The following is a 13,216-nucleotide window of genomic DNA, read 5'->3' as shown; positions in this document are numbered from 1 at the left end:
AATTTCATTTACTATCGCAATCTTAAATAAGAAGAAAATAAATTTATTCAAAAGTTATGCTTTTGGGACGTTGCCTTTACTTGACGTATAGTTGTTGGTTCGGATAGATTTGCTCTTGTCGCAATCCATTCCTCACTTTAATTTCCTCAACTGTCATACTAAATTTCCGGGCAATACCAACTAAAGTATCACCTTTTTGTACAATATATAGTGATGATGACACAACTTGATTTTTTTGTTCATTTAAAACAAGCAACGGATTCATCGCATTCCTTTTCTCCATCGTCCATCTCCCTTGATGCACTTCTAAATGTAAATGCGCTCCTCGCGATTCTCCTGTATTCCCTACCTCTCCAATTAGCTCTCCTTTTGAAATGTTATCACCTTGAACTACATATCTCTTATTTAAATGCGCATAAACAGCCTCATATTCTCCATGTTTAATAAACACAACATTTCCATAACTACTTGAAAAATAAGACTTTGTCACCTTACCATTTTGAATAGCTGCAACAGGCGTTCCAATAGGCGCAGCTATATCAATACCATAGTGTTTCCCATGTCTTGTCCCAAAATAATCACTTATCTGCCCATCAACAGGCCATATCCACTGATTCCCTTCAGCGTAAACATGTAATTGAGATAAAAATAATACACTCAATATCACCACGCCACATTTTAACGCTTTCATATACATCCTCCGTTTTCTAATAGCCGTCATACCTTCTCTATTGTGGGATATTACAGAAAAAAGTATACAAAAAAAGAAAGTGTATTACTCCACTTCCTTCTCTTCTTTATTACGAAAAACAAGTGCACTGCGGTTATACTCCACATCTTTCACTTGTAAACGCGCATTTATTACTCTAGCAAGTGCAAATAAATAATCAGATAACCTATTTACATACTTTAGAACAATTTCATTGGTTTCTCCTTCTTTTTGCAATGACACTATACAACGTTCTGCTCTTCTTATAACTGTACGTGCAATGTGTAGTGCAGCCGATATCTCGCTACCGCCTGGTAAAATAAAACGCTCTAAAGGCGGCGCTTCTTCTGTATACGAATCAATTCGTCTCTCTAAATACTCGACCATCTCTATCGTTACTTTATAAGGGATTTTCTTCTCTACTATTGCTAAATCCCCTCCACAATCAAATAGTTCATGTTGAATATTTTCAAGTTCGTTATAAATGTTACGAAAACATTCCTCTTGTAATTTAGACATGGCATATCCGATATGAGAATTCGCCTCATCAATTGTTCCATAAGCTTCTACACGTATATGATCTTTATCCACTCGGCCACCTATGACACTCGTTTCCCCTTTATCACCTGTTTTTGTATAAAGTTTCATTTCATTATGACACCTCTCTTTTTATTTTCATTCTGATTATTAAAGAAAAAAACTCTACCATTCTTTATTTAATTGCACTTACAAAAAAATAAAAAAACAGTAAAGCTTTTATTCATGATCAACTTTTAAAAAACATATATATCTAAATTATACGATTTGGTAAATATACAGAGAATGTAGTTCCTTCTCCAACGACACTTGATACAGAAATTTTCCCGTCATGACCTTGAACAATATTTTTAGCAATCGCAAGCCCGAGTCCTGTTCCAATTTTTTTCCCGCGAGTTCTCGCTTTATCAGCTTTATAGAATCGATCGAACAAGAACGGAATATCTTCTTCTGGAATACCAGCACCTGAATCTTGCACTTCGAAAGTAAGGCCACTATTTTTCGTATTAATTACAAGTGTAACATGTCCACCTGCATTTGTATGACGGATTGCATTATCAATTAAATTCGTCAGTACCTGTTCCATACGGTCTGCATCAAACGGATATTGTTCAATTGGACTTTGGAAATCCACTGTTAATTGGACTTCTTTATCCTTTGCAATCCCCTGGAATTTACGGACAATTTTTTCGACAAATGGATGAATATCTACTTCCCCTATATGTAACTCTACATGTCCACTTTCCATACGGGCTAAATCTAATAACTCATTTACAAGTTTACCTAAACGAACAGATTCATCATAAATAATTTGAACAAACTCATTAATTTCTTCTTTCGTTTGCACAATATCATCTAAAATTGCTTCACTATATCCTTGAAGCATTACCATCGGTGTACGAAGTTCATGTGATACATTCGCAATAAAGTCTTGACGCATTTTCTCAAGACGACGCTCCTCCGTCATATCTCGCAATACTGCTACAGCTCCACGAATTTTTGTTTGATTGTAAAGCGGTGTCATAAGAACTACGTAGTTACCTTTTTGCAAATTAATTTCAACAACTTGTTGTTGCTCACTTTCTACAACGAGATGGAATAGTTCAACAAGTTCAGAAGGCAGTTTTTTAATTAACTCTACTTCTTTTTCTTCTTGCCAAACTTGTAAGAAGTGTTCTGCCGGTGGGTTGATAACAACGACTTCACCTTCTTGATTTAACGTAACAACACCATCTGCCATACTACTCAAAATGCTAGCTAACTGCTCTTTTTCTTGCTGCAGGGCATTCATATTAAACTTCAACTGTTTCCCCATTTGATTTAAAGCAGTTGCAAGCTCACCAATTTCGTCCTGCGACACCATAGGGGCTTTCGTATCAAATTTCCCGCGCGCTACCTCAAATGCAACCTCACGCATTTTACGAAGCGGTGCCGTAATTCGAGTAGATAAGAAAAATGCAAAGAAAGTTGTTAAAATAATCGCAATCCCGGCTGATAAGAAAATAAAATCAGTCGTTCTCTCCATACCTTGTATTGGAACTTGCAATGATTCATATACAAACACTGCACTTTGATTTTTTGACTGTACTGGTTTCCCGACGATCATAATATCATTTTCAGTATTTTTATTCTTCCTACTATTAGAAGCTTTTCTAATATTATTCTTAATATCCTTTTTATCTGTAAAAACAGCTGCTAATTCTTTATCATTTTTCAAATCATCTATTGTAAGAGTAACTAATCCTTCTTGTTTCGGCGAAGAAGAAATTTCCTTACCGTCTTCTACAATGATAATCCTTGAAAGTGGATCAGAAAATTTGTAAGCAATATCCTCAATCGTTTTTACATCGGCACCTTCTTCAATTAATTCCGTGACACTTGTTGCAACTTTCTGAAGCCTAGCTTCACTCATATCAACATAATACGTTCTAAAAAACTGTGAAAGTAAAATAGCAACAAATCCAAGAACAAACGAAACGAGAAGTAATATGGTCATCCATAACTTCCCTACTACACTTCTCCAAAGCATCAGTCGTTCACAACCTCAAACTTGTAACCTACGCCCCAAACGGTAACAATCATTTTCGCTGCATCTGGTGATTGTTTACTTAACTTTTCACGTAAACGCTTTACATGCGTATCAACTGTACGTAAATCTCCGAAGAACTCATATTGCCATACTTCTTTTAACAATTGCTCACGGTCAAAAACTTTATCCGGGGATTTCGCTAAGAATAATAGTAATTCATATTCTTTCGGTGTTAAGTTTACTTCATTACCATCCGCTGTAACGCGGTGCGCATCATTATCAATTGTTAAATGAGGGAAAACAGTAACATCTTTCGTCGTTGTATCTTGTGTAAAGAATGTCGTTGGTACAGCGCGGCGTAATACCGCTTTCACACGAAGTACTACTTCACGCGGGCTAAACGGCTTTACAATATAATCATCAGTTCCAACTTCAAACCCTTGTACCCTATTTACTTCTTCACCTTTTGCTGTCAGCATAATAATTGGCGTCGCTTTCTTCTCACGAATCCCTTTACACACTTCGATACCATCTTTACCAGGCATCATAATATCCAGTAGGATTAAATCATAATCATTTTGTAACGCCATTTCTAAAGCTGTATCACCATTATCCGCTTCTTCAATTGTGTATTGCTCTCTTTCTAAATACATCTTTAATAAACGACGAATACGATCCTCATCGTCTACAATTAAAATTCTTGATTCATTTTCCATTTCTACCCGCTGCGTACTTTTACCACAACGGTTTACACCTACCCTTCTACAATATAATGTTGCACCTATCCTCGTTTAATTAAGCATTTTTTAACGTTCCACTTCCCATATTATGCTTCACAAGAATAATAAAGTTTGTTCATTTTTTTTCCAAAACTATGTATTTTTTTTGAACAGTATATTTGGTCCTCGACATCATTTTACAGAATCAACCGCTACTTTGTCATGTTTTTCTCAAAAAAGAAGAAAATTTGACAAAAATAAAATAGGAAAGTGACATACACTTTCCTATTTTATTTCTCTATGCATATGAATGTAAACCCGCGATAATTAAGTTTACTACAATAAAGTTAAACATAATGATTGCAAAACCAATCACTGCAAGCCAGGCGGATTTTTCTCCATGCCATCCTTTAGATAAACGTAAATGTAATACCGCAGCATAAAAGAGCCAAGTAATAAGCGCCCAAACTTCTTTTGGATCCCAACCCCAAAAGCGCGTCCAAGCGATTTGAGCCCAGATCATTGCAAAGATTAATGCTCCTAATGTAAACACCGGGAATCCTATCGCAATAGAACGATATCCGATTTCATCTAATAAATCACTATTCGTATTCTTTACTAACGGCTGAAGTGCCGCTGACACTCGCTTACGTAAAACAAGTCTTAATACAATATAAAGTAGCGTTCCCACTAACACTGACCAAATAACAGTATTTAATTTTTTCGCATTTACAATCGCTGGAACTTCAACCGCCGGTTCTAATTTATTTTCTGTCATTAACTTCCCTTCATGCGGTCCAACTAAAGCCGGGAGATTATACTTCATTTCAACTTGTTGTTCATTTTTATCAATCCATTGAAACTTCGCTTCGTATTTCATACTAGAAAATACCGTTGTTATTCCAATAAACCCAACTGTACAAACAAGTGTGAAAACTACTGTCTCTAACCAAAATGTACGTTTGCTTCTCGTTGATTGATCTACATTCTTCAATAAATACATAACGCCCGTAATAAAACTAATTGCTAAAATTGCTTGTCCTGCTGCTGCAGTCGTCACGTGAATATGTAACCAATTACTTTTTAAAGATGGAATAAGCGGAGATATTTCCCTCGGAAACATACTCGCATATGCAATTAATAAAAGCGCAACTGGTAATGCAAAGAGTCCAATTATACTTACGCGGTACATAAAATACATGACAATAAATGCTCCAACAAGCATCATGCCGAAAAACGTACCGAATTCAAAAAAGTTACTAACTGGTGCATGTCCTGATGCAATCCATCTTGTAACAAAATATACTGTTTGTGCAATAAACCCTAAAATTGTAATCGTTATTCCTATATTTGCCCATTTATGACCTTTTTCTTTAATTGCTCCCCCGAAAAATAGAGTTGCAATTAAATATAAAATAAATGCGGTAAAGAGAAAGTTACTACTTATTTGCACCATATCGTTTCCCCACCTTAACTAATTTTTTTATCCACTACTTTATCGCTTGGCTGCGGAATTGCTGTACCTTCTAGTACTCTTTCAATATCTTTCTTTAAACCGAACCAATTTTTATTCGTATGTCCTGCAATCCACCATTCATCATTAACGCGTTGTATCCAAATACGGCGATGATTCCAATACATCCCTTGAATCACACCAACCATAAATATAAATCCTCCAATACCGAGAATCCAAAGCGTTAAATCTTTCCTTACAGTAAGTGCTGTTGCATTTTGCATTTCCACACCTGCAAAGGACATTTTATATTTGTTATTCCCATCTGGTTCTATATTTTGCTGAATACCGACAAAACTCACTTCACCATCTGGTGTTTCAGGCGTAAACATTTTAAACACAAATGCAGGGTTGTTTGGTAATTTCGTTTTCGTATTTGGTCTTCCATTCTCGTCAAAATAAAAATCTGGAAAATAGCTTAATAGTTCTAAAGAATAACCATTTCCTAAATCAAATTTTTCTGTAGGATTCGTTAAATCTACTTTAATCGGTCCCCACTTTTGATTATTTTCTTTGTTTTGCAAATGGAAAGACATGCTTTTAAATTCACTTTCTTTGTAATCCACTTGATAAACAGCAAATTGATCAAATTTCAGTGGCTCATTCACTCGAATTTCAGCTTCTTTTACCTTTTCTAATTTTGGTTTTTGACCCGCTATATTTTCTCCTACCGCTTTATATAATACAGCATTTGTTTGGAAGTTTTTCGCAATCATTTTATCACCAACACGATCAATTGCTTCATCAAAAACTTCTTTATCCTTACTCTTATCATAAACTTCCTTGATAAACTTTTCGTTTTTCAAATAGTATTGACCTTCTGTTCCTGGTATTTCTTTCGTTTCACCGTCACGTAACCAAAGTGCTTCATCTACATACATACTCGGTAAAAAACGTAGCATTGCACCGAATAGAAAGATAATAAGACCAATATGGTTTACATATGGACCCCAACGTGAAAAACGTCCCTTTTCCGCTAAAACGTTCCCGTCTTCCACTTTCACATTATAATTACGTTTCTTTAAATTAATTTGAACTCGTTCTAAGTCACCTTCATGCGGCGTACCAGTCCCGTGCACTCTCTGTCTTTTCAAAAAACTTGGGTGTCTTTTCACCCCTTGTTTTTTTAAAGCTTTATAAAGAGGAATGACACGGTCTAAACTACATATAACAAGTGAAATACCAATGGAAGCAATTAAAATCATGTACCACCATGATCCATATAAATTATTAAATCCTAATTGATAGTATAATTGTCCTAAAAATCCATACTCGGTCTTATAATATTCAGCTGGTTCGATTCCTGGAGTTATGTACATTTCTTGGGGAAAGATAGTTCCTATTGCCGATGCAGCTAAAGTTATTACAATTAACCATACACCTACTTTTACAGAAGAGAAAAAACTCCAAATTTTATCGACTATCGTTTTTGTATGTGTGAGAGATCTCCGAGCACTCCCCTCATATCTCATATCCAATAATTTTATATTTTCATTACTTTCAAATGGTTTCCCACATGCTTCACAAAAAATGGTTCCTATCGGATTAACATGTCCACATTCACACTTAATTTCTTTCAAAGCTCTCACCGCCCTTTTATCTATATGTACTATTGTATATTCTATCTTAGAGTTACCGCAATACTCAGAATTTTTAAAGCGAAGGCGCTATACGTAAGCACCTCTTATGTAAAGGCTTTCTTAATTATGGAGTGATTTTCTTTAAGTACTCTTCCAATTGTTCCTTCGTTTGCTCACCTATAATTTGCTCTACTACTTTGCCTTCTTTATCAATTAAAAAGGTTGTTGGTAATGGTCCCACTCCATATGTACCTATGATCTTTTGCCCTTTATCAATTGCAACTGGGAATTTCAAATCATATTGTTTCACAAAGTTCTTCACTGCGATATCCGTTTCATCTGCATCTAAGGCAATAATTTCAACGCCTTTTTCTTTATATTTCGGATATAGCTCATTCATATAAGGCATTTCTTTTTCACAAGGTTTACACCAAGTTCCCCAAAAATTTAAAAATACACCTTTTCCCTTTAAATCTTTTAATTCAATATTCTTTCCTTCTAAATCAGTTACAACAAAGTTAGGTGCTTCTTTTCCAATTTGCATTTTCTCTTTATCAGTAAAAAATCCTTGATATAGCGTAAACCCTACCGCACCGCTTAAAATGAGCAAAATGATAACACGAAATAATAAGCGATTTTTTTTCATGTTGTCTCCCCTCTCTTCGACGAGTGATAAATATATGTATTTTTTAATAAATCACCAGCGGAGCATTCCACTGGTGAAAGTTTCACAATATAGATTAGCGAGGCTTTGTAGAAGCCAATGCACGTAATTGTTTCACCTCATGTGGTGTCAATTCTCTTGCATCGCCAGGACGCAAGCTACCTACTTCTAAAAAGGCGTAGCGTTCACGCTTTAGTTTCACTACTTTACAATCTAACGCTTCAAACATGCGGCGTACTTGACGGTTACGTCCTTCATGAATCGTTAATTGTACAATTGCCATCTCTTTACGCTTGTCCCAAGAAATAATTTTCGCTTGTGCTGGTGCTGTTTTCCCATCTTCTAATGCAACACCTCGTTCTAACATGCGAATTTTCTCACCTGTTAATGGCCCTTTAATTTTCGCAACATACGTTTTTTCAACTTTATATCTCGGATGCATTAATACATTTGCAAATTCACCATCATTTGTCATCAATAATACGCCAGACGTATCATAATCTAAGCGTCCGATTGGGAATAAACGTTGTCTAATTTCAGGGAAAAAGTCTGTTACAACATTTCTTCCTTTATCATCTGATACACTTGAAATTACACCAGTTGGTTTATATAGTAAAAAATAAACAGGTTCTTCTTTTTCAAGAGGGATGTTATTTACTTCCACTTTATCTTGAGGAGTTACTTTTGTTCCTAACTCCTTCACTATTTTCCCATTAACTTTCACTTTCCCTTGCTGAATTAATTCCTCAGCCTTTCTTCTCGATGCAATACCTGCTTGCGCAATCACTTTTTGTAATCGTTCCATTTCTTTTTTTCACCTCAAATTTATCTTACCTTACATTAGAAAGACTTGGCAACCGCCTAAGCTTTATGCCATTTACTTCGCCTATCTTTAACAACATAGCAATGATGATAAACGTCTAAAGGCATATCACGTTTTCACCCTTTATTATTGTTTACACTTTTTCATGTTGTCCACGATAAAAGTTCATCATTTTGTCAAAAACACTGCATAAAAAAACCACTATTAAACTACACGTTAATAGTGGTCGTATACGTATTATAAGCTAAATAGCGCAAAAAATGAATAGCATTACCGAAACAATAGGGAAACAAACACAATCGAACAAATAATTCCGATTAAATCTGCAAAAAGTCCTACCTTTAATGCATCTCCCATTTTTCTAATACCGACAGCCCCAAAGTATACTGTTAATATATAAAAAGTCGTATCTGTGCTACCTTGCATCGTTGAAGCTAACCTACCAATAAACGAGTCTGGCCCATATGTAGCGATTAAGTCGGTCGTAATACTTAAACCAGCAGATCCCGAAATCGGACGTATAAGTGCAAGTGGAACGATTTCGGCTGGTACATGAATAAGGTCTAACATCGGCTTCATTACCGATATCATCGCATCTAGAGCACCTGATGCCCTGAAAATAGAAATAGATACAAGCATTCCAACCATAAACGGCAAAATGGAAACCGCAATTTGAATCCCTTCTTTTCCGCCCTCAACGAACGATTCGTACGTTGGAACTTTCTTTATCGTGCCATACAAAAGGATAAAACCAATTACACAAGGAATTACCCATAATGAAACTGTATTTACAATACTCATTTTTTCCGCCCCTTTCTACTCCTTCTCCGGTAAAAATAGCGGTCAATCCAAATCGCTCCAATCATCGATAACACTTGTGCTATAAATGTTACGCCAACGATTTCAGTAGGGTTTGCTGATTCATAAGTCATTCGAATCGAAATGACAGTAGTCGGAATTAATGTAATCGCTGAAGTATTTAATGCTAGAAACGTCACCATAGAACGACTTGCTGAATCCTTTCCACCATTTAACTCTTTCAGTTGTTCCATTGCTTTAATACCTAAAGGTGTTGCTGCATTACCTAACCCAAAAAAGTTCGCCATCATATTTGATAAAATGAATCCCATTGACGGGTGATCCTTCGGTATTTCTGGAAATAATCTTTTTACTATCGGCATAAAAAGTGATACTAACTTCTTTAACAATCCAGCTTCCTCAGCAATTTTCATTAAACCGAGCCAAAATACTAAAACACTAATAAGTCCAATACAAATCGTTACAGCATCTTTTGACCCTTCAAACACTGCTTTGGTCACTTCTTCCATCGTTCCATTTATCATGGCATACACAATCCCTATAACTGCCATCGCTGCCCATACGAGATTAACCATCTATCCCAACACCTATCATGTAAGAGAAGATTTCTTTTACGTTATTCCAATACATTCCCGTTGTAGCTACTAACTTTCGTTTACTGTAAAACAAATTTCGTTCTCCAACTTTCTCGTTCCCTACATAAATTTCTGTCTTCCCAATCTTTACTCCATCCGTAAGTTTTGCACTTTTATCGAGCTCAACTTTCAATAACACGCTCTTTCTTTCCTCTTCAGTTAAAGGTACAGAAAAACTATTTTTCGTATAAACATGATTGGCATATTTCTTTTCATTTATTTCAGCGAGTGCGCCTTGTCCTAAAACTTTCGCTTGCTTATAGCGTTCAAAGCCTTTATCAAACAAATTCATATGATCATCCCAGTCACTAGAAGCACTCAAAGTTACGACAATTAAATCTAGTCCATCTTTTGAAGCTGTTGTGACAAGCGTCCGTCCTGCTTTCTTCGTAAAACCTGTCTTTCCCCCTGTTGCAAATTCATAATAAGATGTCACAAGCTTATGTTTATTTTTCCACGGATAATCCCAAGAATCTGATTTATACGTTTTTGTTCCAAAAATTTTCTTAAAGGTCTCGTTCCCCATTGCATATTTCGTTAATAATGCCATGTCATAAGCCGACGAATAATGCGATCCATCCCCATCCAAGCCATGCGGGTTTGAGAAATGCGTATCTTTCATTCCGATTTCTTTCGCCTTTTCATTCATTAAATATACAAATCCTTCTATACTCCCTCCCACATTTTCAGCAATTACTTGTGCTGCATCATTACCAGATCTAAGCATTAATCCGTAAACTAAATCTTCTAACTTAACTTTTTGTCCAGGTTTTAAATAAATTGCCGATCCTTCTACTCGTACCGCTTCATTACTAACCGATACTAATTCTTTCATTTTTCCTGATTCAGCAGCTAACAATGCTGTCATAATTTTTGTTATACTAGCAATTTTTTGTGGCTCATGTTCTAATTTCCCATATAGCACACGACCGGATTGTTGTTCCATTAAGACTGCGTTACGAGCACTGACACCACCGTTCATTTTTGCATATGCAGGAATTGGCATAACGCTTGCGTACATTATAATTAGCGTAATTATTATACAAATTCGTCTCATATTTCCCCCCACGTCCTTTTGGCACTTTTTGTACAAGTGTATGCTTGGCCTTTTAAAATATGAACGAAATCTTCCTTCCACCTCCACTAAAAAAGACGCATGAGATATGCGTCTAATACGGTGTCCATTCAATTTGCTTCGCACTTTCAAATCTCTTTTCTACATCTGGCCAATTTACAACATTCCACCAATTTTTAATATATTCATCTTTTCGATTTTGATATTGTAAATAATACGCATGTTCCCATACATCCAGTACAAGGAGTGGTATCGTATCCCACTGTGTAAACAATTGATGAAGCGTACTTTGCAAAATTTCTAACCTTCCTGAACGGGGTACCCATACAAGAATTGCCCATCCTGAACCTTCCACTTTAGAAGCGGCTTCCGTGAAATGCTTTTGAAAACGTAAAAAACTTCCGAAATCTTGCTCAATTTGTTGTGAAAAAGCCCCTCTCGGACTTCCACCACCATCTTTTTTCATGTTATTCCAAAATATCGTGTGTAAGTAATGACCTGATCCATGAAAAGCCGCTTCTCTTTCCCAATGCTTAATTAAATCAAATTGATTTGTTTTTCTCGCTTCTTCCATCATCTTCTCTGCTTTATTTAATCCTTCCACGTAACTACGATGGTGTTTATCATGGTGTAACATCATAATTTCTCGTGAAATGTACGGTTCTAGCGCATTATATGGATAAGGTAATGGTGGAAGGGTATGCCCCCCAATCGGAACAGCTCGTTCGCTATCCCCTCTTTCACATAGTTCATATTCCTCTCCTTCTTGCATAAATACTTCCTGTAAATGGTGTTGAATATGTTCTACATCATCACTTATTTCATACATAAACTCGGCATCTGTGTCGTATTCATGCTCTTTCATACGCTCTAATAACGTTTGAATTTTATAAGCAAGCATATGGACATCATACACTTCCATTGCACGGCTATCTAATACTTGAAGAACACTTTCACACCAGCTTTCTACTTCATGAAAGTAATCTGTAAATACACCTTGCTGACTCATGTCACACCTCCTTGATGCTATCCACTTTAACTATATTCAATTAAAATCCCTTATATAACTGGACAAAAAGAAAAGAAGCTAAGTATCCTTAGCTTCTTTTCCTTAATTAATATTTGTGCAACATTTTTGTTTGGTAATCTGTCTCATAATATTCTAGTTCTTCACGCATCAATTGAAATTTCCCTTCTAAATCCTTCATCATTCGTTCTATAGATCTAGGGGGGATTTGCTGAAAAACAATAGAATTTTTCCCTGTATAAGCAGAACGACTATTTTCATACCAATGATCATTCTTTGGCGAAAAAAACTCTGCAATTACTTGATGGTAAATCTTATATAAAACTGTTTCAGCTGCGGTCTTTCGAAATGGTTGGCTATTCAGCAAAACAAAACATGCATCAAGTCCTTCTTCACAAAAAACAAGAAGTCTTCTTATTGATACTAATATCCCTTTATAGTATTGCTCGTTTCCTGTTGGTGTCTCCTCCAATAAAGAAGGTAACGTATGATAATTTACATAATTAGTTATCAAGGAAATTACATCTTCTAAAAATATAGAAACTTGTTCTGTTTGATTTTCAACCATCAAATTAGACATGGCTTCTCTCTCCTTTGCCGTTTTACGCTATTTCTACTCTTTTATTTTTATGTAATTCAGCTAATATTTCTTGTACTTTCACCACTGTTCCCTCATCAAAGTATCGTTGAAAGTCTGTTACTTCATTGAGATACAAGCGCTTCTGCGCGCGTAGCTCTTTATCTTTCAGTAAACAAGCGATCGCTACAATATCTCGTAAATATACGTCTTGTTCTTCTACTTTATAAACTGGATTTCCTTCAAAAGGGGTAATTTCTTGTAAAATTTCTTCAAAATATCGAACATATAAGACAGAAAAGGTTTTCTCTTGATTATTTAATATATATGTCACTTCAGATCTATTAAAAAAATCTTCTGATGTATTCGGTTTTGCTTTTTCTAACTCATATCCTGCATAACCTATTATAATCATCTACTTCCCCTCTCTTCCTTCTTTCATCTTATTTTAACTTAATTTTCTGATAAACGAAATATTCTTTTAAATATAACCTATATAAAAAATAGCT

14 protein-coding genes are annotated in these 13,216 nt (G+C 35.6%); all 14 read right to left on the bottom strand.

The annotated features are described in order from the left end of the window. Positions 1 to 76 precede the first annotated feature (76 nt). The 14 genes from MR066_RS06660 to MR066_RS06595 all read right to left on the bottom strand — a co-directional run bounded on the left by MR066_RS06660 (position 77) and on the right by MR066_RS06595 (position 13,122). On the bottom strand, positions 77 to 691 hold the full coding sequence (locus tag MR066_RS06660) for a peptidoglycan DD-metalloendopeptidase family protein (protein WP_002141020.1): 615 nt from the start codon (positions 689 to 691) through the stop codon (positions 77 to 79). 84 nt (positions 692 to 775) lie between these two features. Then, the gene (locus MR066_RS06655; RefSeq protein WP_002011763.1) at positions 776 to 1,357 is read right to left on the bottom strand and encodes a cob(I)yrinic acid a,c-diamide adenosyltransferase; all 582 of its coding nucleotides are present in this window, start codon (positions 1,355 to 1,357) and stop codon (positions 776 to 778) included. A gap of 142 nt (positions 1,358 to 1,499) precedes the next feature. Next, positions 1,500 to 3,275, bottom strand: a complete 1,776-nt coding sequence (gene resE, locus MR066_RS06650; RefSeq protein WP_242246312.1) for a sensor histidine kinase ResE — start codon at positions 3,273 to 3,275, stop codon at positions 1,500 to 1,502. Further along, the gene (gene resD, locus MR066_RS06645; RefSeq protein ID WP_002011758.1) at positions 3,275 to 3,991 is read right to left on the bottom strand and encodes a DNA-binding response regulator ResD; all 717 of its coding nucleotides are present in this window, start codon (positions 3,989 to 3,991) and stop codon (positions 3,275 to 3,277) included. Before resD ends, resE begins: the two co-directional genes overlap by 1 nt. Before the next feature lie 301 nt (positions 3,992 to 4,292). After that, a complete protein-coding gene (gene resC, locus MR066_RS06640; RefSeq protein WP_242246310.1) occupies positions 4,293 to 5,450 on the bottom strand; it encodes a cytochrome c biogenesis protein ResC in 1,158 nt (385 codons plus the stop codon). Between the two features lie 14 nt (positions 5,451 to 5,464). Next, the gene (gene resB / locus MR066_RS06635; RefSeq protein WP_242246307.1) at positions 5,465 to 7,087 is read right to left on the bottom strand and encodes a cytochrome c biogenesis protein ResB; all 1,623 of its coding nucleotides are present in this window, start codon (positions 7,085 to 7,087) and stop codon (positions 5,465 to 5,467) included. A 124-nt stretch (positions 7,088 to 7,211) separates the two neighbouring features. Further along, positions 7,212 to 7,733, bottom strand: coding sequence for a thiol-disulfide oxidoreductase ResA (gene resA, locus MR066_RS06630; protein WP_002064495.1), 522 nt, complete (start codon positions 7,731 to 7,733; stop codon positions 7,212 to 7,214). 94 nt (positions 7,734 to 7,827) lie between these two features. Further along, on the bottom strand, positions 7,828 to 8,556 hold the full coding sequence (gene rluB / locus MR066_RS06625) for a 23S rRNA pseudouridine(2605) synthase RluB (protein WP_002011753.1): 729 nt from the start codon (positions 8,554 to 8,556) through the stop codon (positions 7,828 to 7,830). 288 nt (positions 8,557 to 8,844) lie between these two features. Then, entirely contained in the window at positions 8,845 to 9,375 is a 531-nt protein-coding gene (spmB, locus tag MR066_RS06620; protein ID WP_063218625.1) for a spore maturation protein SpmB, read from the bottom strand. Further along, on the bottom strand, positions 9,372 to 9,968 hold the full coding sequence (gene spmA, locus MR066_RS06615; RefSeq protein WP_002086662.1) for a spore maturation protein SpmA: 597 nt from the start codon (positions 9,966 to 9,968) through the stop codon (positions 9,372 to 9,374). The genes spmB and spmA overlap by 4 nt, the downstream gene beginning before the upstream one ends. Continuing rightward, entirely contained in the window at positions 9,961 to 11,085 is a 1,125-nt protein-coding gene (locus tag MR066_RS06610; RefSeq protein WP_002086664.1) for a D-alanyl-D-alanine carboxypeptidase family protein, read from the bottom strand. The genes spmA and MR066_RS06610 overlap by 8 nt, the downstream gene beginning before the upstream one ends. A gap of 112 nt (positions 11,086 to 11,197) precedes the next feature. After that, a complete protein-coding gene (locus MR066_RS06605) occupies positions 11,198 to 12,112 on the bottom strand; it encodes a superoxide dismutase (RefSeq protein WP_002030730.1) in 915 nt (304 codons plus the stop codon). A gap of 106 nt (positions 12,113 to 12,218) precedes the next feature. Beyond that, a complete protein-coding gene (locus MR066_RS06600) occupies positions 12,219 to 12,710 on the bottom strand; it encodes a YpuI family protein (RefSeq protein ID WP_242246298.1) in 492 nt (163 codons plus the stop codon). Positions 12,711 to 12,732: 22 nt separating this feature from the next. Continuing rightward, a complete protein-coding gene (locus tag MR066_RS06595) occupies positions 12,733 to 13,122 on the bottom strand; it encodes a hypothetical protein (protein ID WP_002135238.1) in 390 nt (129 codons plus the stop codon). Between the last annotated feature and the right edge of the window lie 94 nt (positions 13,123 to 13,216).

Origin of the sequence: Bacillus cereus group sp. BfR-BA-01523 (genome assembly GCF_022662615.1) — a bacterium.
GTDB classification, from domain to species: domain Bacteria; phylum Bacillota; class Bacilli; order Bacillales; family Bacillaceae_G; genus Bacillus_A; species Bacillus_A mycoides.
This window is presented reverse-complemented; position numbering and strand designations above follow the sequence as displayed.